Raw genomic sequence first — 22,023 nt, forward strand, 5'->3', positions numbered from 1 at the left:
GCAATACATTATGAAAATAGCCATCGAAGCTCAACGCATATTCAGAGCCAACAAGCACGGAATGGATTTCGTAGCACTGGAAAGCATCCGGCAACTACAAAAGATAGACAAGGAGAACGAATATTATATATTTGTCAGCCCCGGACCCGATCGCTGCCTGGAAGAATCGGCCAACGTGCACATCATTGAGCTGAACTGCCCCACCTACCCGCTTTGGGAACAACTGGCGCTACCTGCTGCTGTGCACAAGCTACAACCGCACTTGCTACACTGCACCAGCAACACAGCTCCCCTACGCTGCCCCGTGCCACTTGTACTGACACTGCATGACATTATCTTTCTTGAAAGCAGACAGTCGGCCAGCAAATCCCTCTATCAGGAAATGGGTTGGCATTACAGGCGACTGGTTTTGCCCCGAATCTTATCAAAATGCAGTAAAATTATTACCGTATCTCAGTTTGAGTGCCAACGCATCCGTACAGCGCTACACTTGCCCGAACAGCAAATTACTGCTGTGTACAACGGATATAACACACATTTCACCCCTCAAAAGGCCGACAGCAGTATCTGCCGAAAATACATAGACACGGAGGATTTTCTGTTCTTTCTGGGTAACACTGATCCTAAAAAAAACGCAGCAAGAGTTCTGAAAGCATACAGTATGTACCTGCAAAGATCCACGCGGAAACAATCTTTACTGATAGCCGACTTGAAAGAGGAATACATTGACAAACTACTGGCAAACATGCACATTGAAGAGATAAAACCCTACCTCCGATTCCCGGGATACATTCCCAACAAAGACCTGGCAGCTCTTTACAACGGTGCCTTTGCTTTTTTGTATCCTTCCATGCGTGAAAGTTTCGGAATACCCATACTGGAAGCAATGGCATGCGGAACACCCGTTATAACCGGAAATACCTCTGCCATGCCTGAAATAGCAGGTGATGGCGCTTTGCTGGTAGATCCCTACATGGTTGAAGAAATAGCAGAGAAAATTCTTCTGCTTGAAAACGATGCCGATCTCTACCAACAACAGGTGAGTTACGGGCTGCAACGGGTTAAACTTTTTTCTTGGGAAGCAACTGCACATTCTTTGCTACATATTTATCGTGAAGTTGCGATGAAAGAATACAGATAGGCATGAAAACACAAAAAGCAGCGAAACCACCTTAACCGGCAAGTTTCGCTGCTTTTGTTATTAACTCAACTGTTACAGTTCATCGTTGACTGAATAACTAGGACATTCTTTCAATCGCTCGTGCGGATCAATGCGACCGTTGCCGTTCAGGTCCGGACTCAAGTCCCGATGACCACACACCACACTGCCCGGATAATCACGCTGCAACTCGTGTAGCAGAGCCGTAAGCGACTCCTTCTGAGCAGCGGTGCGCGTGTCTTTGGCACGACCCTGGGCATCCAGTCCCCCTTCGTAGCAAACACCAATGCTGGCCGTGTTATGCCCCCGAGCATGTGCTCCGGGAAGCTCCACCCCGCGCGTGTTTACAATGCGACCGTCTTTGCGGATGTAAAAGTGGTAACCCGCACCCTGAAAACCACGTGCCCGGTGAGCAGCATCCAGATCCTGTTCCGTGAAATCACGATCCTCACGCGTGGCAGAACAGTGCACCACAATCAGGTTGATGGCTCGCATACCCCCTACTGTCTGGATAAACATTCGCGAACGGTGCATTGCTCGCTCAGTGAACGAGCCAGTTGTTCCTTCAGTGCAAACATCTCGGTGTGCATCTCCTTGACCCGTGCGCTCAGCTCGAAGTAATCTTTCAGCACCTTTTCGAGCTGGGTTACCAGGAACTCGTACTGACCGGTTATCAGGTCACTGAATTCCTTCACTTCCTTGGCGTTCTTCTTTTTGAAGAACGGCAGGAGTGCCAAAAGGCACTCCAATAATTGTTCTACAATCTTCTTCATTATGATTCATTGTTAACGTTAATACTCAGCTTATCCGTTTGGATCATCGTCATCACCGCCCGGATTGGTGGGGTCAGGTGGCGTTGTGCCGCCTGTATTATCACCCGTTGCAGCCGTTTCGGTTTTCAACACAAACTCCACATTGTTTGGAGCGCTACGGGTAGTCGCCAACGAATCATTCACCAAGCGCAGCGTACTAGCCACCTTGAAACGCAGATTCACCCTGCTGATGTTTTTAATGGTACAGTCTTTCTCCACTTCTACCCCCGGACAAGTCAGGGTGATGTAAAAAATACCCAGTCCGTCGACCCGCACTTTGTTGCCCTCCTTGAGCACATTGCGAATGCTACGCACAAAGGATTTCATTACGTGAAGAATATCTTCCTTCGAGAGCGATCCGGCCATCTCAATATCATTTGCTAAGGCATCCAGATCATAGATTTTCGACGTACCAGCTGCCTGTTTGAGCAGGTAGATGTTGGGAGAAGATTCTATTCCCAATCTTTTTTTGCGCATATAGCGCACTACACTTACTGACATAATTTTTTCTTTTTAAAGGTTATTACTTTGTGATCACAGGGGCAAAGGTAATACAGCCCGGGCAGGCACAGAGGCGTTTCACATCCTGATGGCTCCTGATAAGAAAACTATGCGCAAAGCTGCGAAATAAAGCGGTTTGCTGGCTATAAAATGTAAGGAAAATGATTGGTTAATTGGTATTTTTTCGGTATATTTGAGGTATGGAAACAGAAGATAAATTCCCCATACGCAGCTATAGCAAGAGTGAGCTGGCATCGCTCTACCTGCCTCACATTACGTCCAAGAGTGCCGTGTGCAAACTCAATAAATGGATAGCGCACTACCCCGGTTTGTGGAATGCGTTGCTTGAAATAGGCTTTGCCCCGAAGAGTCATTATTATACGCCTGCACAAGTCAGGTTGATTGTGCAGGCGTTGGGGAAACCGTAGAAATGTGGTCTAAAACAACTCCCCTTGCACCTCTTCGGGTAGCCAGCAATTGGTGTCGAACGTGAAGTTGGTGAGGCGAAGGCTGGCCTGATGAGCCGCCAAATTCTCCACGCAAGGTGTGTAGCGGCCGTTGATGGTGTTGTACACAAACGGAACCACGCCGGGAGTACCCAGCTGGCGGAACTTGACCTTCTGCACATGCACACGGACCACATCGGGCTCGCGCTCGATGACCAACCCGAAATCACATTTGTTGAAGAATGCAGCCGATCCGTTGATGTCATACAGCGTGGGCACGGGCATGCGGCCGTTGGCATCGCGGTTCATCTTGCGCGGATGGGGAACGAGAATCACCAGGCAGTTGTAGCGCAAGGCAAAGTTACTCAGCTTGTCAAGAAAGGAGCTGATGTACTGCGTTTCGCTCATCCCCTCGGGGTGTTGGTGTTCCATGCGGTTAAAGGGGTCAAGAACCAGCACACGTATGCCGCGACGGTTGACCAGCTCGGCTGCTTTTTGCAGGATGTTATCTACCGTAAAATCGTCTTGCGGCATGATGTGGCACACGTTGCGGTCAAGGTAGCCGAGTACCCGGTCGTACAGCTCGTCGGTCATGCAACCGGGCTTGAAGTACTTGCCGCTGAGCTTCTCGCACAGCTTGCGCAGGTGGTAGCTCATGGGCATGTTTTCGGGACTGAAGAAAGCGGGCATCCAGCTATGTTTGAGGCAGAGGCGAAGCACCATCTCGTCAACAAATTCGGACTTTCCGCAACCGGGGATACCGGTTATCACACACAAACGACCGGTCTCGAAGGTGATGCACTTATCGAGCTCCTCAAGTCCCGTATCGGCACCGGGCGTGGGACCTTTGAGGAAGAGCGTGCGCAGGTCTTCACTCACATCGGAGGCGGTGTACACGCCTTCGAGCGGAATCTGAGGCGCGCGGTCAATGGCATCGCAAAGTGCCTGTGCACCATGCTTCAGTAGCACATCGTTGGCATCCTTGCAATCATCGGGAAATGCCACCACACGGCAACGCTCCTTGCCCAGCCTACGAAGCAGTTCGTTTCGTAGTTCGATGCCCACAGGGTCGTTATCCACCGCCAGATAAACAATCTTTTTGTTGTCGAAGTGCGACTTCATAAACGGATCCAGCCAGGTAAGATTCTTGTTGGCTCCGCCGGGAACGCTGATCACTTCTGTGCGCCCGGCGGTGAGGCAGGCCAGCGCATCGGGTTCACCCTCCACGATAATGCATTGCTCTGCATGGGCTATGCCGTCGATATTGTAAGGAATGAGGCGTGCACCGGCGTTGAGTTTGAAAGCCTTGTCGGCCGTGCGGTATTTGGTATTCACCACCTCTCCATTGTACAAATAATTGAAGCAAATGCAGCTTTCCGTTTTGCCACTTTGGGCGATGTGCACGCGTGCCGTGGTGAGGTGCATCTGCTGCGCTACGGCAGCGGAAATACCTCGTGCCGTGCGCAACCATTCGAGCCAAAAGGCTACGTCGGCATCGTCTTTGCCGGCCTCACAGAGCAGCTTGTGACCTTTGGGGAGGGTAAAAGAATCACGTAACGCCGACACCCCCGCAGCACTTTCTGCAACCGGCATTTCCGATTTCGGCAGACTGGCACCCTGAGGCGTTTCAGTTTGTGCGGCGGGTATTTCGCCACAAGTTCCGGTAACAGTAAAAAGTGCAGCTTGCGGAACAGGCACAATGGGTACAGGGCGATAGGGTTTCTTTTCCTTCCACTGATCGTTATCATCGGGCACTACGCCCTTCCAGTCGCAATGAAAGCAGCGAAAAATACCTTCGTCGAGGTCAACGTAAAGTGATTTATCGCGTTTGTTGCGGCGCGTGTTGCGACATTGCGGACAATAGGTTTTTATTTTTCCACCACGGCGGGTGCCTGTTTCAATTCCAAATTCTTTAAAATTTCTCATGTATTCTTTTGATTTTAGTTTAATCTGGGCTATATACCTCAGGGGGTGCGAGCTATATAGCCTATGCTCACGGGCTATATACCCCGGCATGCTTCGGCTATATAGCTCACGGGGCGTGGTCTATATAGCCGAGGAAAGGGGCTAGTGTCTCCAGCAATGACCGTCGTCATCCCACACAGCATTGATGGCGGGGCGCGGTGGGGCTCCCTCCTCAATGGGCATGCCGCAGTAGGTTCGCCGGCCGTCGACTATCGTTTCGAAGCGGTACGGATCGGGTGCAGCTTCCTCCTGCCTTTGCAAACGGGCCATAAGCTGCTTGCAGTCGGCCGATTGCATCCAGAAGAAAAACCGCCGTTTGGCATCGTTCACCGTGGGAATGGAGTTTTCCTCACCAATGAGGCTGATGTAGGTGGAAAAGGCCAGCAGCAAAGCGTCGAAATGTGCAGCGAATTTCAACCCCATGCCACTCTTCATGGCCATCTGTTCCTGCCAGATGGCTTCGTGCTTCATCTCTGCCACCGTACGAAGCAGTTCTTCCGGTGAAGAGCAAGAGTTCGCTTCGCTCTCACTCTTCAAAGGAGTAATTATATGATTACTCTCTCTCTGTAATGCTAAAGCGTTCGCTTCGTCACTTTGGCTGATTTTCAGGCTATTAGCTAGTCCTCCAAGACGTCCATTAGCCCGACATGAGCCCACAACTCGGTCGTGCGCTGCCATTCTTTCGAACAAGCCGGATGAATAAAAACGATCATCTGTAAGCACAAATAAATCATAATCGGATATAATTCTCATCATCTTTTTTTGTGTTGTGTTCGTCTTTCTTGCTAGTTGCGAAAGCGTGACACGCGAAGCAGAGTATTCAGGTTGCATACGTAAGAATTCAAGAATAGCCCAGTAGATTCCATAACCGGACAAACCTTCTTTTTGGACCAAATTCATCAGTTTGGCATTACTAAAAGCCGAAGCATCGTGTTTAAAATAAAAGTTTTTTTCCATTTTTATAATTAAATTAATTGGTTAACAAAAGTGCTAACTATCTGATTATAAAGATTCAAAAAAAGAAATGGATTTCCTGTTACCTTTTTCGTTAACACGATAATAAAAAAAATAGTAATCTTTGTAGAACTAAAAACGAACAGTAAAATGTCTAAATTCACAGAAAGGTTTATGCTTGGCTTAGCGAAAAATATGAGATTAATCAGATTGTCGTGCGGGTTGACGCTAGAAGACGCATCTTATGCGGTAGATATTGAGAAGGGGAAAATGAGTTATTACGAAAACAACAAACAGCGAATGACTATGAAGACCTATCTAAAAATTATATATGGTTATCAAAGCTATTGCATGGACAACAACGTAGCAATGCCTGACATTCTATGTTTTCATTATAATTTTATAATGAGAATGTGTGACACTAATTAATACTATTCAAAAAGCTAGTTCTCCTTTCGGGCGAAAGTTGGTTGATGAAATACAAAGCATCTGCTTTCGATTCATCCGAAGGAGAATCTTTATAGATATCCGTGTAACGTTGGGCACGCTCCAATAAAGAAGGATTGCAATTCAGGTTTATCATCAACGTTTTGTCTTCAGGCCTGTATTTGTAACTATATCCATATACATTGGGACCAAAAGTAAGCGTCACACCGCTCATGCTTTCGAGACCTGTAACAAGAAGCGTAAAGTCACGATGATACGTGCATTCTTCGGGTAGCTTATAATCGGGTGCTGCCTCAATTCGGAAAGTGGCTTTATTACCCTCTATTGTTTTTTGAATGGGATAATTGGCTTTGAAATGATAGTACTCATACACTTCATCAATAGTGGCAAACCAAATATCATCTGTACCGTCTTTGCCGTAAGTATCATTGATTTTGCGCAGCAGTTGCATAAAAATAGAATTTACACCGTGATTGAAGAATTGAAACCAAAAGGGATTATCTGATTCATAATTGTCTTGTACTTGAGTGAAATAATTTGCCATTTTATTATCATCACTAAAATAAAGACGTGTTATGTATTTCTTATATAGATCTGAAGTCAGATTTATAGGATAAATAAGGTCGGTACCTCCCTGATCACTAATAATGGTAATCGGATTATAAGCTGAAGCTGCCTGATAATATTTTTTATCACCATTGGGTACAACAAGTGTTTTTATTTTCCGGCCAATTCGCTCTGTGGTTCTTACTTGGTCATAATCAAATCCGGCTCTTATACTATCAAGATTGGCATCTTTTGAGAAACGAATATTAACATCATGAAAATAGATATCTCCTCCGAAATCAATGATGGGTATTATATCTTTCCAAACTAAATAAGGATAAGCTGTTCCCGGACTTTTATATCCCATATAATCAGAAATAAGACTATTGCTATTCGTCGGCCAGATAGCTAGTCCTATAGGAAACCTAATTTCGGTATCACAGCCATCCGTATACCCCAATGTTTTTTCCGGCATTGTACCAGTACTATGATTAAAACCCACGTGAAAGTTTTGTATATCATCAACAAAATGCTTATTAATAATTGCAAATGCGCGAGAATAAGCAGTTATGGGTACATCATCTATTGTATAAGAAAGCACCATGTGCTTATCATATTTCAATGGTGCATAATCCGCACTTAATAAATTTAGAGGTTGATCAGTGGAAATAGCCACATAAGCATCTTGCCAGTTAAATGAAGAAGTACCTGATAATTTGGGTAAATCTTCTTCCGGTGCCTCAGATAAATCACGGTCTCTATCAACACATGATGTTATGAATATGAATAATGATAGTCTCAAACCGATACAAAACATTTTTTCAATAGAAATCATAATACAACTTAATTTTGGCTACAAATATAGATAATATATATATCCACAAACTATTTCACACAATAAAAATGAAATTTTACATTATTATAATTATATTTGCATAACAGCAAAAGTATAAAAGATGAAGAAACTCAAAATCTGTTTTTATTGTGATACAATCTTTTCATTTGGAGGTGTTCAGAGGGTACTTGCCGTAATAGCAGGTGAACTTTCAAAAGAACATGATGTAACAATTCTCACACATGATAATCCAGAAAAAACAGATACATCAATGTATGATTTGAATCAAACAAATATTCGTTTTGACTATATAGCGTACACAAATCTTCCTTTTTATGAATATTTGCCATGCAAAACATATAGTTTACTATACAAAAAAATACTCCCACAGAACAAGCTAACTTCTCATATCTATGGATATAGTTCTTTCCCTCTTTCCAGAAGACGGAAACTAATAAAAAAGCTGAATAATGAAGGTTTTGATATTGTTGTAGGCGTTCATGCATTTTTATCCCTTTATTTGGCAAGTATAAGCCATCAGTTAAAAGCCAAAACCATAGGGTGGATGCACACATCTTTTGATGGTTTCTTCAATACCCCAAATTTGTATCTTTGGGACCAAAAGATGCAATTTAAATACGAAAGTACAAAGCTAAACCAAATTATAGTTTTAACAAAAACAGACAGTCTACTTTTCAAAGAAAAGCTAGGAGTTAAAACATCAGCTATATACAATCCACTAACTATTATCCCTAAAGGGAAAGGAAGCCTAAATTATAAAAGCCTTTTAGCAATAGGTAGATTCTCTCACTTAACTAAAGGCTTTGACTTACTGATAGAATCATTCAATCTGATATCTTCAAAACATAAAGAATGGACTCTAAAGATTGTCGGAGAAGGGCCTGAAGAAGATAACTTAAAAGCCTTAATAAAAAAATACAACTTAGATGCCCAAATAAGTATCTATCCATTTACGAATGATATACAAAGTCATTATTCCTCTGCTAGTGCTTTTATTTTAAGTTCGAGATGGGAAGGATTCCCTTTAGTTTTAGCAGAAGCAATGGCTCATCATCTACCTATAATTGCTTCTGACTTACCCGTTGTAATTGAATTATTAGCTAATGCAAATAATAATTATATTTTTGAAAACGGTAATATATATGATATGGCAGAAAAAATAAATCAGTTTATCAATACTTCAAATTACGAAGAGATGTCAGAACAATCCTATATTCTATCTAAACATCTCAATGTTTGCTCAATCATCAATCAGTGGAATGTTCTTTTATCAAATCTATCTGCTTAATAAAATGCAATCAACAAAAAAAACACTTTTATCTGGCGTTCTATATACTGCTATAGCAAGATATTCAGGAATTCTGATTTCTCTTGCCGTGACAGCTGTTCTATCGCGCTTACTTTCCCCCGACGATTTTGGTATAGTCGCAATAGCTACTGTTATAATCAGCTTCTTTGCTATTTTCACTGATATGGGAATATCACCAGCCATTGTACAAAATAAGGAACTAACTGACTGTGATTTATCAGATTTATATTCATTTACCGTATGGACTGGAGTCATTATCTCTATACTTTTTTTTATTGCATCTTGGCCAATATCCCTTTGGTATAATTCATCTATATTAAGAATCTTATGTCAATTTCTTGCTATTGATCTATTTTTCTCTTCCATTACTATTGTTCCCAATGCCCTTTTTTATAAAAATAAAGAATTTAAGTTTATTGCATGGAGAAGTTTTATAATACAAATAGCTAGCGGAACTATAGGTGTAATAGTTGCTCTTGCAGGAGGAGGATTGTATGCATTAATTATAGGTCCAATTCTATCCAGTATACTAATTTTTTTGGTCTCAATAAATAAGTACCCTCAAAGATTAAAATTTGAATTAGGGCTCTGCGGAGTAAAAAAAATATTTAGTTATTCAGCTTATCAATTTTCATTTAACGTGTTGTACTATTTCAGCAGGAATCTAGACAAACTGCTTATTGGTAAATACATGTCTATGTCTCTCTTAGGTTATTACGAAAAATCTTATAGACTGATGACTCTTCCTCTCCAAAATATAACACACGTTATTACACCTGTAATGCATCCGGTTCTCAGCGATTTTCAACAGGATATAAGAAAACTATCCATGTCATACGAAAAAATAGTTCGCCTACTCGCTTTCATTGGTTTTCCCTTGAGTATTATTTTGTTTTTCACGGCAAAAGAACTTACGCTTATCATTTTTGGAAATCAATGGTTGCCATCTGTCCCTGTATTTAAAATATTAAGTTTATCGGTAGGTTTACAAATAATACTATCTTCCTCTGGCTCTATTTTTCAAGCAGCCGGAGATACAAAAAGCTTATTTAAATGCGGACTATTTTCTTCAGTATTAAATGTAAGTGGCATGTTAATAGGAATCTTTTTTATTGGTACATTGGAAGGTGTGGCTATATGCATTTGTATAGCTTATTGTTTTAATTTCATACAAACATACTGGCAAATGTATTTTATCACCTTTCAGAAAAGATTTATTCTTATATTTATGAAAGAATTAATCCATGCTGTATTTTTAAGTCTTATATTAGGACTTATTTTATATATTGCCAATATGCTGACCGAATCACTAAATCTATTTGTAAGTTTGACTATCAAAGGAATATTATTCATTGTCATAAGTAGTTGTTACATACAACTTTCTGGTGAATATGATATTATAAATAGAATCAAAAGTCTAAAAAAGAGATGAAAGCGCTGTTCCTTATATTTCATGGATTCGAAGAATTTAACGGAATTTCAAAGAAAATTCGCTACCAAATCAAAGCATTGAAAGAATGTGGTTTGGAAGTATATACTTGCTATTACGAGGTTCTACCAAACGGACACAGAACTTGGATGATTGATGACACCGTACTGAAAGATTTAGGAACTGGAAAAATTGCTAAGATAAAAAAGCGTGTTTCGTATAAGTTCATTAGTCAGTTTGTGGCCGAACAAAAAATAGAATTTGTGTACATGCGCTCTTATCACAATGCCAATCCTTTTACCATAACATTAGTCAAAGAGATAAGAGCATTGGGCGCCAAAGTGGTTATGGAGATCCCTACCTACCCGTATGATCAGGAATACATTGACTGGAATATGAAGTGCGAATTGCTTGTTGACAAAATTTTCAGAAGAAAGTTATCCGGTTATTTAAATGCTATTGTGACCTATTCAAACTACGATTTTATATTCGGACAAAGAACTATACGTATATCAAATGGTATAGATTTTAGCTCTATCAAACCAAAGCAGAACAGAAACAATACCAGTCTACAGCTTAATTTGATAGGTGTTGCCGAAATTCATTACTGGCATGGTTTTGATAGAATTATCAATGGTTTGCATGAGTACTATGCCAGCCAACCTTTACCCAATTACAAAGTGTTTTTTCATATAGTAGGCAGTCCCAGCGGTATAAGAGAAACCCGCGAAGTTGTGCAGTTGATCAAAGAAAAAGAATTAGACGACTATGTTTTTCTACATGGCAATCAGCATGGCAATGAATTAGATGATTTGTTTGAATTGGCAGATTTGGGCATAGGAAGTTTAGCGCGACATAGAAGTGGCATTACGCACATTAAAACATTAAAGAACAGAGAATATGCGGCTCGGGGCATACCTTTCATTTATTCCGAAATTGATGCTGACTTCGAGCAGATGCCATATATCCTGAAAATAACACCCGATGAATCGCCGATTAATATTAAATCTTTAATTGATTTTTATCATCAGGTTGATTTGAATCCCCAACAAATAAGAGATTCAATAAAAGACTTGTCGTGGAGTTGCCAACTTAGGAAAGTAATTAATAGTCTTTGAACATGAAAATAGCATATTGCATACCCGGATTATATAATTCAGGCGGAATGGAACGAGTACTAACGCTGAAAGCAAACTATTTTGCCGATGTGTTGGGCTATGATGTAATTGTGGTATTAACTGAAGGAAAAGGAAAAGACTATTATTATAAATTATCTTCCCGAATAAAAGTAATCAATCTTGATATAAATTTTGACTCCACTTACGGATTACCCATTTACATTAGAGCATTCAAGCAAATAACGAAAGAAAGACTATTTAAGAAAAAATTAAAAGACACTCTGTTTTATGAAAAGCCAGATATTACTATTTCTTTGTTAAGACGAGAAATTAATTTCTTAACCTCCATCAAAGACGGAAGCATTAAAATTGGAGAAATACATTTTGGCAGAGATAATTTCAGAACACTAGAAGAGTATCACTTACCACAGTCAATAAGAGTATTTCTGGCAAAAAGATGGATCAATTCTTTCATCAAAAAGGTCAAAGAACTAGATTCCTTTGTCGTGCTAACCCATGAAGACAAGGAGAAATGGAGCGAGCTGAATAACATGACAGTAATACACAATCCGCTAACGTTTTATCCGTCTGAAATCTCCAACTGTAGCTCCAAACAAGTAATTGCTGCAGGAAGATATGTACCTATAAAGAGATTTGATCATCTTATTGAAGCATGGGCTATCGTTTCTCAAAAACACACAGACTGGACCTTACAACTGTATGGAGCCGGCAACAGAGAGCAATATCATCGCCTAATGGAGAAATACCAACTAAAGAATTGTTTTATTAACCCTCCGGCACCTGATATAGAACAAAAATACTGCGATAGTTCCATATTTGTGCTGTCTTCTAAAAATGAAGGGTTTGGCATGGTTATTATTGAGGCCATGGCATGCGGAGTTCCCCCTGTGTCTTATGACTGTCCGTGCGGACCAAAAGATATCATTACCGACCAAGAAGACGGTTTGTTAGTTGAAAACGGTAACATCAGTATGCTTGCTGAAAAGATAATATATCTTATTGAAAACGATGACATAAGAAAAGAAATGGGACGATTGGCACGAATTAAGTCACAACAATTCCTGATAGATAACATTGGTAAAAAATGGGACGAATTGTTTAATCATTTATTACGCAGAAAGCATGAGATCACTGATTAAAACATTAAAATTCATATATAGAGCGATTCCTGTATATGTGTTACGAGCAACAGCAAAGCTGCTAGCTAAACCACTAGACATTCATGGACGCACGCTCATTATTGCCCCACATCCCGATGATGAGGTATTGGGTTGTGCCGGATTAATTCAACGGCTTGTAAAAGAGCAAGAAGAGGTTCATGTATTAATTATGACAGGAGGTGAAGCATCTCATACCGGGTGTTGCAACATAGAACATAACATTATTAAATCTGAAAGAAGACAATTGTCTAAGAAAGCGCTCGGTGAATTAGGTGTAATAGAACAGCATATTTACTTTTTAAACTTTACAGATGGGGACATTTCGTTTAATGACAAAGAACAAGTAATTCAATTGCGCCATTACATGAAACAACTAAATCCAACAAATATTCTGGTACCAAGAAGCGATGAGGGCTGGAAAGATCATATTGAAACAAACAAACTAATAACATCTATAGCTCACGAAGAAGACAAATATTCTGTATATGAATACTGCGTTTGGTTTTGGTTTTATTATGATTGGATTATTAACTGGAAAGACTCTAGACTTTTACAGTTAAACTGCGATGAGCACCAACAAAAAGCTAGCTCAATAGACACTTACCTTACGCCAAAAGCTCCCTGTGGCAAACCTTGGTGCGGAACATTGCCATGGGCTATGGTGTATGCAAACAAATGGAAAAACGAAATGTATTTCAAAGTAAAATCGTAATAAACAAGCATATGACAAAGTGGTACACTAAATACCTGGAGGTATTCGAAAAACCCATCGATTCTATCCCTGAACAGACGGTGAACGAAGTAAGGAAGAAGTTAATGGCTCTGCAAAGTAAAGAGCCAGTGGTATCTGTCGTATTGATTGCTCACAACGAAGAAACGCATCTGTTAGCTTGCCTGTGGTCATTGTGTGACAACACATGTCCTGTTCCCATGGAAATATTGACGGTAAACAATAACTCGACAGACAAAACAACCGAAGTACTTGACCGCCTAGGGGCTACTTGGTTTGACGAGAAGCTGAAAGGTCCGGGGCATGCCCGGCAATGCGGACTAAACCATGCAAAGGGAAAATACCACATCTGCATTGATGCTGACACCATGTATCCACCGCATTACATTGAAACGCATCTCAAGGAACTGATGAAGCCCGAAGTTGCTTGCACCTTTGCCTTGTGGAGCTTCGTGCCTCGCAAAGGAGAATCAATATGGGCACTCCGAGTGTACGAATCGTTACGTGATCTTCATCTGCGTATTCAAGCCGTCAAACGCCCTGAATTGTGTGTGCGTGGCATGGTTTTCGGTTTTAAAACGGAATACGGTCGGCAAATAGGATTCCGAACAGACATTATCCGAGGTGAAGATGGTTCACTGGCCCTTGCCATGAAACCCATGGGCAGGTTGGTATTCATCACCAGCCGTAAGGCTCGGGCACTGACCAGCAATTCAACATTGAATGCCGACGGCTCTTTACTAAAAAGTTTCACTAAACGATTGATAAAAGCATGTCGAGGTCTTGGCGGGCTTTTTAAGAAGAAAGAAATATACGAAGACCAAGATAGCAATATAATCAAATAATTATATAAATGAAAACACGTACTCCTTATGACAGAACAGATCTGAAAATTCGCAAAAAAGATAGAGTCCTAGAAGTTGGTCCGGGGCATGCTCCCTCTTACAGATCAAACGTACTTGCTGAGAAATTTATCGACGATAATTACCACAGATGTGGTGATGTGAAAATTTATCCACATCAATCCCTAGTTAACGCTAGTGGAGAAAATCTACCATTTAAAGATAAAGAATTTGATTACGTTATATGTAATCAGGTTTTGGAACATGCTGAAGATCCAGAAAAATTTCTAACGGAACTATCCAGAGTCGCTCAAAGAGGATATATAGAAACTCCCAGTTTACTTGGCGAATTTCTTTTTCCTAAGAAATCTCACAAATGGGTAGTGCTTGATATCGATGATAAATTGGTATTGTTTGAAAAAGATAAAATGCCTGGAAATTACAGAAACGACTATGGGGAACTCTTTCTCAATTACCTTCCATACCAATCATTGGCATATAAGTTATTGTGGTTTACAGACGGTGACATCATGCTAAACAGGTATGAGTGGAAAGATAACATTGAGTTTATTGTAAATCCAACAGATGAGTATTATCAATCTTTCTTTACTCAAAAGTGGGATAGAAATATGGTTTGTAAAATAATACCTCAAAGAAATACATATCAAGAATTATCTAATATTTTATCTGCTTTGGCTCATGTTATAAAAAGGAAACTAATAGAAAAGATGTATAGAAGAAGACCGATTACGCTAGATGAATTTAATAAAATTTCCGATAACACTCCCACCCCATGACCACCCTAGAAATCCTCTTCTACATCGCCCTATTTGTAGTATTCTACACCTACTTGGGCTACGGCATAGTGCTTTACCTACTGGTGAAAGTAAAAGAATTATTTGCCAAACCGAAGGGAAAAACGCTCCCGGCTGACGAGCAGCTGCCTGAGGTAACGCTCTTCATCACTGCTTATAACGAAGAGACGGTGGTCGACGAGAAGATGCTAAACTCCCTGGCGCTGGATTATCCCGCTGTGAAGAAGAAAATTGTGTGGGTAACCGACGGCAGTACAGACGGCACCAACACACGTTTGGCAAACTGGCCGCAAGCGACCGTCTTTTTTCAGCCCGAAAGGCAGGGGAAAACAGCTGCCATGAATCGGGGGATGACGCTGGTCACATCGCCCATCGTGGTGTTTACCGATGCCAACACCATGCTCAACAAAGAGGCCTTGCGCGAAATAGTACGGGCGTTCAGTGATCCCTTGGTGGGCTGTGTAGCGGGCGAAAAGCGCATAGCCGTGAAAACGGAAGATGGAGCAGCTGCCGGTGGCGAAGGAATCTACTGGAAATATGAATCGACTCTCAAGGCGCTCGATGCCCGGCTTTACTCTGCCGTGGGGGCAGCAGGCGAACTGTTTGCCGTGCGACGCGAGCTGTATGTTCCCATGCAACGCGACACCTTGCTCGACGATTTTGTGCTTTCGCTGCGCATTGCCATGAAGGGTTACAAGATTGATTATTGCAGCAACGCTTATGCTGTAGAAAGTGGTTCGGCCAACATGCTTGAGGAAGAGAAACGAAAGGTGCGCATCTGTGCGGGCGGACTGCAGTCGGTGTGGCGGCTCAGGCCTTTACTCAATCCGCTAAGGTACGGGGTGCTAAGTTTTCAATATATCTCGCACAGGGTGTTGCGATGGTCGGTTACACCGTTTCTGTTATTCGCTTTGTTACCGCTCAATGTGGCGCTGGTTGTAACGCAGAATTGCTGGTTTTATACGTTACTGTTGGTGTTACAGATTCTATTTTACATAGCCGGTTTCTATGGCCACTACTTGGCAAGCAAACAAATTAAAAACAAACTTTTATTCATTCCTTATTACTTCTTGTTTATGAACATCAATGTATTGAAAGGCATTCCCTATTTAATGAGAAAAAGTGGTAATGGAACATGGGAAAAAGCCAAAAGAGCGGACTAAATTGCTGATTTAACACGATATGTAGCTTGTAATTGTGATATTTTGTTATATTTGGCGCATTAATAATGAATAGACCTTAATAGTAAAATGAAGAGAATTTTACACGATGCATCTTATTCTCAAGAAATACTTCAACTCACTGCTGATACCCTTATTTTGGTTGATGCTGAAGGAGTGTGCCGGGATGTATCCATACACACTGATTTGTGCTTCATGCAAGAGAAGTATATGCTTGGAAAAAACGTTTTCGATATTCTGCCCGAACATACCCGTGAAAAGGTATATCCGGAGTTCAAACGGGTATTAGAGGAGAATATCAGCATTACCAAAAACTTTAAACTGCCTTTTGCGCATAAAACATATTATTTCAAGTGCATCATGCATCCTTATAAGGGGATGGTGCTTTGTCAGTACAGGGACATCACGGAACGGTGTAACATGAAACTGCAATTGCAAAAAACAAACGAAAAGTTTCGCGATATTCAGCACATGGCCAAAATTGCTACGTGGAGGTACAGCCTGAAAGATGATACGATTTATTATCAGCTTTCAATGAATGAAGCAGAACGTGATAAGTTTGTACCGGTTCCTCGCAAGGAATATATGGCTCAAATCTTTGAGCTGGATCGCGAGACGTTTGCTAACTGGCTGAATAATTGTTTGCAAACCGACATGGAAACGCCTATCGCTTACAGGGTTCTTTTCAACAATGAATGGATTCACGTAAGGATATTGGCTTACACAAAAATTGAAAAGGGAGAAGGTGACATTGAGCTGGAAGGCTATGCACAGGATATTACTGAAATTAGGCGTAAGGAGAAGAATCTGGATACGCTGACCCATGCCATTGACAATGCTGCCGAGGAAATATTTGCTGCTAAAGAAGATGGTACACTGATTTTTGTGAACAAAAAGTTCAGGGAATTGCATAAGGTACCTCAAGGTGTGCCGCTCAGCGAACTGAAAATACATACGTTGCCCTACGGCGCCATGACCGAAGAAAGATGGATGAGTATTTATGGGAAAATGGAAAACAATACTTATAAATCTTTCATCGTACTGAATCCTATCAAGGAAAACAAGGAATTACTAGGACTTGAAGTGATTACTTATACTGTGCTCGACGAGAATCAGGAGAAGAATGTATGGATATTCGGTCGTGATATCTCGGGTCAGATAAAATATGAAACGGAAATAAAACGCACCAATCAGATTTTGGATGTTACCATGAAGAATCTGCCTGCCAGCATCGTGGTGAAAGATGTGCTCAATAATTTCAGTTACATTTATCGGAACAGAGATGTGCAATATAACATTCTGGACGATTACAAAAACATAATAGGAAAGACTGATTTTGACATGCATCCGTATGATGTGGCTGCCGAAAAACGTTTGGTTGACATCGAGGTGTTTCAACAGAAAAAATATCTGCACGACACACTCGAAAAGGTAACTGAGGATGGTAAAACGCTGATTCTCGACAGAAGAAAGGTTCTGATTGAAAGTGATGACTTCTCTCCCATGATTCTGAATATTGAATGGGACATAACGGAACTGGAGCTTACCAAACGGGAACTGATAGCAGCAAAAGAAAAAGCCGAAACATCGGATCAGTTTAAGTCTTCTTTTCTGGCCAACATGAGTCACGAAATACGCACACCGCTCAATGCCATAGTGGGATTCTCGCGTATTATAGCCGACTGTGATAACTTTGAAGAACGAAGGGAGTATTACAGCATAGTGGAAGCTAACAATGAAAGGTTATTGGGCTTGATTAACGAAATTCTCGATTTGTCGAAGATTGAATCGGGCGTGGTTGAGTTCAGTTACAGCACGGTGTCTTTGCATGATTTATGCAAGGAGGTTTATGATGCGCATACTTTCAGGTGCCCGGAGAATGTGAAGCTGGTATTTGAGGAGTCGGCTTCTGATTTGCACATCAAGTCTGATAAAAACAGGATATTCCAGGTATTGTCTAACCTGATTGGAAATGCATTTAAATTTGTGACAAAGGGCAGTGTAAGTTATGGGTATGAATTACAGGGGGAGCAAATAGTTTTTCATGTAACTGATACGGGACTGGGCATTGCCAAAGAGAAGTTGGACAGTATATTCGACCGCTTTGTGAAGCTAAACACTTTTGCACAGGGCACGGGTTTGGGATTGTCCATTTGCCGGACAATTATTGAAAAACTGGGTGGCAGTATTTCTGTTACGTCTGAATTGGGAAAAGGTACAACCTTTACTTTTACGTTGCCTTATAACGAGTTGCACGATCTGAATAAATCAGCCGATATGCATAAGAGCATGCAAAACAATACCAATAGCCCATTACATTACAATGTCGATCAAAAGAAAACGGAAACAACCATTTTGGTTGCTGAAGATATTGACAATAACTTTGACTTGCTAAAGGCTATTTTAGGGAAAGAATATCGTATTATTAGGGCTAAAGACGGTAAGGAAGCTATTGAACTATACAGAAGAAACAAACCCGACTTAATATTGATGGACATAAAAATGCCCAACATGAATGGCTTAGACGCAGCCAAAAAGATTAGGGAATCATCTATTCATATTCCTATCATCGCTTTAAGTGCCTACGCTTATGTGAGCGACAGAGAAGCGGCTAAAGAGGCTGGCTGCAATGATTTTATAACTAAGCCTATATCTCAAAACATATTAAACAATACGATTCACAAATGGTTAAAATAGCAAAGATTGCAAACATTACGCTCTTCATCATTACTATTCTCTTGTTCATCGTTACTTTTGGAGCTAACTTATCCGAATGTTTATCTCCCGAGGAGTTTAGCCTGTCTCCTGTGTTGGCATTGTTACTGCCAATGTTGTTGGTAGCCAACGTATGTTTCTTAATCTACTGGCTGGTGAGGTGCTATTATTGGAGCATCTTCCCCATAGCTGCTCTTGTTATGAGCATAAGTTACATCAGCAGAGTGTATCAGGTTAAGTGGAACGATGTTAAGGTGTCCGACAGTTCGGTAAGTGTGAAACTGGCTACATACAATGTACATAGTTTCGGGAAGGAAACCGACGGTTATTCGTGCAAAAAAATAGCTCAATACATGGACGAGAACAGTGTGGACATTATTTGTTTTCAAGAGTTTGTTGACAATGATCAGTTCACGGTAGACAGTATTAAACATGTATTTACCACCTGGAGATATAAAACCATTGTTCCGCATACGGAAAAGGTATTGCCTTTGGCGGTATTTAGCAAATACCCAATCATCAGCAGTCAATTGGTGATGTACCCCGATAGCCGTAACTGCACGTTGATATGCGATGTGCTTATTGGTAAAAAGCAGGTCAGACTGTTTAATAATCACTTGCAAACCACCAATATGTCATCAAGAAATAGCATGGATGACACGGATTACACGATGCAAACTTTAATAGCTAATGCGACCAAAAGAGGACGTCAGGCTGAAGCTTTGCAGCACATGGTAATGAATTCGCCTCACCAGGTTCTGGTATGTGGTGACTTTAATGATGTTCCGTCATCTTATACGTATCGTATGGCAAGAGGGAAGCTAAAAGACGGCTTTCAAACAGCCGGACAGGGTTATGCTTATACGTATCGCTACTACAAGCGCATGCTACGCATTGATTATATCTTTCATTCTGAAAGTTTGCAGGGCATTGATTATTATTCGCCCAACCAAGAATTGTGCAGTGATCACAACCCGGTTATTATGCAACTGGGAGTGCCGCAACAATAGTAATAAAAAGTATTCATAATAAAAAAAGCTGCCTCCTTGCGGAGAGCAGCTTTTTTATTTTATATAATCAGGTAATGATTACTTCTTTGCCAAAGAGCCTTCAACATATTCAAACTGACCAGCACCTGTTACTTTGTAAACAATGGTATAATTTGTATTGTTAGTACCATCATAAACCACAAAGTTAAATGTATAGGTTACATCTACACCTGCTACAGGAGCTGCATCCGGATGAATTGCTTTAAGAGCATAGATAAATGACTCGGGTAAGCGCTCATACATCAACGCAGTCAATTGCTCATCTGTCATATTTGCATATTCAGTAGTTTGTGCTTTCCATGCAGACGGACGGAAGTCGAAATTGTTCTGGAATGCTGATCCTCCATAGTAATAATCATTATTACCATAAGAAGTAACGTACTGACTACCCTTTTCTGCTTTTACAGCATCGGTAATTGCCTGATAATATTTAGCTGATTCAGGAAGATTCTTGCCTGCAACCAAAGTAATTACCACACTAGGGTTATAAGTCCACTTCCCTGCATTACGCACAAACTGATCGGTAACAGTTACAATACCGTTGTTCTTAACCCAAGCACCGCTTGTATAAGTGTACTCATCAGCACGAACCGTAGTCACTTTAGTTGTTGAATTGTAGAATTTGTAAACCGGAGTAACAACTGTTCCTTCAATAAGCAAGTATTTCTTAGACAAGAATAGCGGTAAGTATACATCAGGATTCATTGTTGAACTGAAGTTGTCATAAGTGCTGTTCAATAAATTAAAGTCAGCCTTAGTCATCATGTAAGCGTTTGCATTAGCAGAATACGGAGCCCATTTAGTTCCGTCGAAAGCATACAAAGCAGTAGTTGCTGCATACACATCAGTACCACCTGCACCTTCAGACTTAACAACCATGTTGTCAACTTGAATAGTTGTAGTTGCTCCAGTAGTACCGTCACCAGTATACTTGAATGCAATACGAACGTTCTTACCTGCATAAGAACTTAGGTCAGCTTCACCAGCTTTGGTCAAAGTACCATAGGTTCCAGTAGGTATCTCAATTGTAAAGTTACTGGTTACATCTTTCCAAGTAGCTGCAGTAACAGCTTCGGCCGTTTCGCCAGAGAAGTTTTCAGAAACAAGAACTGATAAAGTACCTCCCTTAGCTGTATAGTTACCATAGCAAGCGCTGAAAGAGAGTTTCATGCCAGACTTAACTGACACACTAGGTGAAATCATGTATGTTTCTAGCGGACCAGCAGTGTGTTTATAAGCACTTGCTTGGATGTATCCGTTGCTCGAGAAGTTTTTGCCGTTCCAAAAATAGGTACCGGTAGTTGTTATATTCAACCAACCTGTCAGTTCTGCTTTCGTTGAGCTGGTAGTAAGATAAGAATCTACAGTTTCATTCAGCCCAACCACAGAACCACTGGGTTCTTTTTCTGACTGGTTGTAATCAACCGCAACAATAGCACCGGTCTCTGCCGAAGGATAAGCTGTCTTTAAAAATGTAGGAATGTAAGCAGAAGCCTTCACTGTAGGAGTAAAGAACTTATTGCTGGAAGAGCTACCCCATACCGTTGCATAATCTGTATTCGAAACTTTGTATGTAGATGTAGCATTCAATGCAGTCACATAAGCCGGTACACCTTCCATTTTTTGATAAGTCACTTTAACAGAAGAGCCATCATCGGCAGTGTACCATTTAGCTGCCAGGAATGCCGGAATATAAGTTTCAGCATTGATAACATCTGTTAGGTACATGTTTGTTTTAACAGCGGTTAGCTGGGCACTTACACCTGCAGCTTTCGCTATCGCTACGTTGCTTGAATTACTTGAAATAGTAGCATAATCTGCTGTTTCAAGTTTATATTCAAGAGTCTTCACATCAGTTGGGACAGTCGCCTCGTCCAACCAATCAAAATATTTATCATTGTAATCACAACCACTTAACAAAAGTGCAGCAGCTGCAACGGTCATAAATAAATTCTTCTTCATATTTTC

At 41.0% G+C, this 22,023-nt stretch carries 20 protein-coding genes; 13 read left to right on the forward strand and 7 right to left on the reverse strand.

The window, feature by feature from the left end:
- The first annotated feature begins 10 nt into the window (after positions 1-10).
- Entirely contained in the window at positions 11-1,141 is a 1,131-nt protein-coding gene (locus ACKPCE_RS12680; RefSeq protein ID WP_319505451.1) for a glycosyltransferase family 4 protein, read from the forward strand.
- A gap of 72 nt (positions 1,142-1,213) precedes the next feature.
- Here the strand turns inward: ACKPCE_RS12680 and ACKPCE_RS12685 are convergent, their stop codons facing one another.
- From ACKPCE_RS12685 to ACKPCE_RS12695, 3 genes are read right to left on the reverse strand one after another with little or no spacing between them, the layout of a single operon-like run.
- Complete coding sequence (locus ACKPCE_RS12685) at positions 1,214-1,654, reverse strand: N-acetylmuramoyl-L-alanine amidase (protein WP_276962451.1); 441 nt, start codon at positions 1,652-1,654, stop codon at positions 1,214-1,216.
- Between the two features lie 5 nt (positions 1,655-1,659).
- Positions 1,660-1,932 (reverse strand): hypothetical protein, encoded by a 273-nt coding sequence (locus ACKPCE_RS12690; protein WP_276994296.1) that lies wholly within the window; start codon positions 1,930-1,932, stop codon positions 1,660-1,662.
- Between the two features lie 30 nt (positions 1,933-1,962).
- Complete coding sequence (locus tag ACKPCE_RS12695) at positions 1,963-2,475, reverse strand: HU family DNA-binding protein (protein WP_277638553.1); 513 nt, start codon at positions 2,473-2,475, stop codon at positions 1,963-1,965.
- A gap of 197 nt (positions 2,476-2,672) precedes the next feature.
- On the opposite strand from ACKPCE_RS12695, the gene ACKPCE_RS12700 reads away from it, so the two are divergent.
- A complete protein-coding gene (locus ACKPCE_RS12700) occupies positions 2,673-2,900 on the forward strand; it encodes a DUF4248 domain-containing protein (RefSeq protein WP_276992601.1) in 228 nt (75 codons plus the stop codon).
- A 9-nt stretch (positions 2,901-2,909) separates the two neighbouring features.
- On the opposite strand, the gene ACKPCE_RS12705 is transcribed toward ACKPCE_RS12700, so the two are convergent.
- Positions 2,910-4,934, reverse strand: coding sequence for a bifunctional DNA primase/helicase (locus ACKPCE_RS12705; protein ID WP_319505452.1), 2,025 nt, complete (start codon positions 4,932-4,934; stop codon positions 2,910-2,912).
- Between the two features lie 51 nt (positions 4,935-4,985).
- Positions 4,986-5,840 carry a DUF7833 domain-containing protein gene (locus ACKPCE_RS12710; protein WP_319505453.1) on the reverse strand — a complete coding sequence of 285 codons (855 nt, stop codon included), beginning with the start codon at positions 5,838-5,840 and terminating at the stop codon, positions 4,986-4,988.
- 192 nt (positions 5,841-6,032) lie between these two features.
- Here ACKPCE_RS12710 and ACKPCE_RS12715 point away from each other — a divergent pair, with 192 nt between their 5' ends.
- On the forward strand, positions 6,033-6,266 hold the full coding sequence (locus ACKPCE_RS12715) for a helix-turn-helix domain-containing protein (protein ID WP_308764350.1): 234 nt from the start codon (positions 6,033-6,035) through the stop codon (positions 6,264-6,266).
- Here the strand turns inward: ACKPCE_RS12715 and ACKPCE_RS12720 are convergent.
- On the reverse strand, positions 6,259-7,665 hold the full coding sequence (locus tag ACKPCE_RS12720; protein WP_319505454.1) for a polysaccharide deacetylase family protein: 1,407 nt from the start codon (positions 7,663-7,665) through the stop codon (positions 6,259-6,261). The genes ACKPCE_RS12715 and ACKPCE_RS12720 overlap by 8 nt on opposite strands.
- Before the next feature lie 121 nt (positions 7,666-7,786).
- Between ACKPCE_RS12720 and ACKPCE_RS12725 the strand changes: the two genes are divergently transcribed.
- The 10 genes from ACKPCE_RS12725 (at position 7,787) to ACKPCE_RS12770 (ending at position 20,016) form a co-directional block, all read left to right on the forward strand.
- Entirely contained in the window at positions 7,787-8,974 is a 1,188-nt protein-coding gene (locus ACKPCE_RS12725; protein ID WP_319505455.1) for a glycosyltransferase, read from the forward strand.
- A gap of 4 nt (positions 8,975-8,978) precedes the next feature.
- Positions 8,979-10,427, forward strand: coding sequence for a lipopolysaccharide biosynthesis protein (locus ACKPCE_RS12730; protein ID WP_319505456.1), 1,449 nt, complete (start codon positions 8,979-8,981; stop codon positions 10,425-10,427).
- Positions 10,424-11,542: a glycosyltransferase family protein gene (locus ACKPCE_RS12735; RefSeq protein WP_319505457.1), complete on the forward strand. Its 1,119-nt coding sequence runs from the start codon at positions 10,424-10,426 to the stop codon at positions 11,540-11,542. The genes ACKPCE_RS12730 and ACKPCE_RS12735 overlap by 4 nt, the downstream gene beginning before the upstream one ends.
- Positions 11,543-11,544: 2 nt before the next feature.
- Complete coding sequence (locus tag ACKPCE_RS12740) at positions 11,545-12,702, forward strand: glycosyltransferase family 4 protein (RefSeq protein ID WP_319505458.1); 1,158 nt, start codon at positions 11,545-11,547, stop codon at positions 12,700-12,702.
- Positions 12,686-13,435 carry a PIG-L deacetylase family protein gene (locus ACKPCE_RS12745; RefSeq protein WP_319505459.1) on the forward strand — a complete coding sequence of 250 codons (750 nt, stop codon included), beginning with the start codon at positions 12,686-12,688 and terminating at the stop codon, positions 13,433-13,435. The genes ACKPCE_RS12740 and ACKPCE_RS12745 overlap by 17 nt, the downstream gene beginning before the upstream one ends.
- An 11-nt stretch (positions 13,436-13,446) precedes the next feature.
- The gene (locus ACKPCE_RS12750) at positions 13,447-14,298 is read left to right on the forward strand and encodes a glycosyltransferase family 2 protein (protein ID WP_319505460.1); all 852 of its coding nucleotides are present in this window, start codon (positions 13,447-13,449) and stop codon (positions 14,296-14,298) included.
- 8 nt (positions 14,299-14,306) lie between these two features.
- Positions 14,307-15,092 (forward strand): class I SAM-dependent methyltransferase, encoded by a 786-nt coding sequence (locus ACKPCE_RS12755; protein ID WP_319505461.1) that lies wholly within the window; start codon positions 14,307-14,309, stop codon positions 15,090-15,092.
- Entirely contained in the window at positions 15,089-16,273 is a 1,185-nt protein-coding gene (locus ACKPCE_RS12760) for a glycosyltransferase family 2 protein (RefSeq protein WP_319505462.1), read from the forward strand. Before ACKPCE_RS12755 ends, ACKPCE_RS12760 begins: the two co-directional genes overlap by 4 nt.
- A gap of 87 nt (positions 16,274-16,360) precedes the next feature.
- On the forward strand, positions 16,361-18,988 hold the full coding sequence (locus ACKPCE_RS12765) for a PAS domain-containing hybrid sensor histidine kinase/response regulator (RefSeq protein ID WP_319505463.1): 2,628 nt from the start codon (positions 16,361-16,363) through the stop codon (positions 18,986-18,988).
- Positions 18,976-20,016 (forward strand): endonuclease/exonuclease/phosphatase family protein, encoded by a 1,041-nt coding sequence (locus ACKPCE_RS12770; RefSeq protein WP_319505464.1) that lies wholly within the window; start codon positions 18,976-18,978, stop codon positions 20,014-20,016. The genes ACKPCE_RS12765 and ACKPCE_RS12770 overlap by 13 nt, the downstream gene beginning before the upstream one ends.
- A 78-nt stretch (positions 20,017-20,094) precedes the next feature.
- Here ACKPCE_RS12770 and ACKPCE_RS12775 read toward each other — a convergent pair whose 3' ends face one another.
- A complete protein-coding gene (locus ACKPCE_RS12775) occupies positions 20,095-22,017 on the reverse strand; it encodes a choice-of-anchor J domain-containing protein (protein WP_319505465.1) in 1,923 nt (640 codons plus the stop codon).
- Positions 22,018-22,023: the final 6 nt, after the last annotated feature.

The sequence above is a fragment of the Bacteroides graminisolvens genome (assembly GCF_963666085.1).
In the GTDB taxonomy this organism is placed as follows: domain Bacteria; phylum Bacteroidota; class Bacteroidia; order Bacteroidales; family Bacteroidaceae; genus Bacteroides; species Bacteroides graminisolvens.

What these genes read in the sequence shown, in the direction of transcription:
- ACKPCE_RS12680 (WP_319505451.1), top strand. Translation starts at nt 11, where the DNA reads ATGAAAATAGCCATCGAAGCTCAACGCATATTCAGAGCCAACAAGCAC.
- ACKPCE_RS12685 (WP_276962451.1), bottom strand. Translation starts at nt 1,654, where the DNA reads ATGCGAGCCATCAACCTGATTGTGGTGCACTGTTCTGCCACGCGTGAG.
- ACKPCE_RS12690 (WP_276994296.1), bottom strand. Translation starts at nt 1,932, where the DNA reads ATGAAGAAGATTGTAGAACAATTATTGGAGTGCCTTTTGGCACTCCTG.
- ACKPCE_RS12700 (WP_276992601.1), top strand. Translation starts at nt 2,673, where the DNA reads ATGGAAACAGAAGATAAATTCCCCATACGCAGCTATAGCAAGAGTGAG.
- ACKPCE_RS12705 (WP_319505452.1), bottom strand. Translation starts at nt 4,934, where the DNA reads ATGCCGGGGTATATAGCCCGTGAGCATAGGCTATATAGCTCGCACCCC.
- ACKPCE_RS12710 (WP_319505453.1), bottom strand. Translation starts at nt 5,840, where the DNA reads ATGGAAAAAAACTTTTATTTTAAACACGATGCTTCGGCTTTTAGTAAT.
- ACKPCE_RS12715 (WP_308764350.1), top strand. Translation starts at nt 6,033, where the DNA reads ATGAGATTAATCAGATTGTCGTGCGGGTTGACGCTAGAAGACGCATCT.
- ACKPCE_RS12720 (WP_319505454.1), bottom strand. Translation starts at nt 7,665, where the DNA reads ATGATTTCTATTGAAAAAATGTTTTGTATCGGTTTGAGACTATCATTA.
- ACKPCE_RS12725 (WP_319505455.1), top strand. Translation starts at nt 7,787, where the DNA reads ATGAAGAAACTCAAAATCTGTTTTTATTGTGATACAATCTTTTCATTT.
- ACKPCE_RS12730 (WP_319505456.1), top strand. Translation starts at nt 8,979, where the DNA reads ATGCAATCAACAAAAAAAACACTTTTATCTGGCGTTCTATATACTGCT.
- ACKPCE_RS12735 (WP_319505457.1), top strand. Translation starts at nt 10,424, where the DNA reads ATGAAAGCGCTGTTCCTTATATTTCATGGATTCGAAGAATTTAACGGA.
- ACKPCE_RS12740 (WP_319505458.1), top strand. Translation starts at nt 11,545, where the DNA reads ATGAAAATAGCATATTGCATACCCGGATTATATAATTCAGGCGGAATG.
- ACKPCE_RS12745 (WP_319505459.1), top strand. Translation starts at nt 12,686, where the DNA reads ATGAGATCACTGATTAAAACATTAAAATTCATATATAGAGCGATTCCT.
- ACKPCE_RS12750 (WP_319505460.1), top strand. Translation starts at nt 13,447, where the DNA reads ATGACAAAGTGGTACACTAAATACCTGGAGGTATTCGAAAAACCCATC.
- ACKPCE_RS12755 (WP_319505461.1), top strand. Translation starts at nt 14,307, where the DNA reads ATGAAAACACGTACTCCTTATGACAGAACAGATCTGAAAATTCGCAAA.
- ACKPCE_RS12760 (WP_319505462.1), top strand. Translation starts at nt 15,089, where the DNA reads ATGACCACCCTAGAAATCCTCTTCTACATCGCCCTATTTGTAGTATTC.
- ACKPCE_RS12765 (WP_319505463.1), top strand. Translation starts at nt 16,361, where the DNA reads ATGAAGAGAATTTTACACGATGCATCTTATTCTCAAGAAATACTTCAA.
- ACKPCE_RS12770 (WP_319505464.1), top strand. Translation starts at nt 18,976, where the DNA reads ATGGTTAAAATAGCAAAGATTGCAAACATTACGCTCTTCATCATTACT.
- ACKPCE_RS12775 (WP_319505465.1), bottom strand. Translation starts at nt 22,017, where the DNA reads ATGAAGAAGAATTTATTTATGACCGTTGCAGCTGCTGCACTTTTGTTA.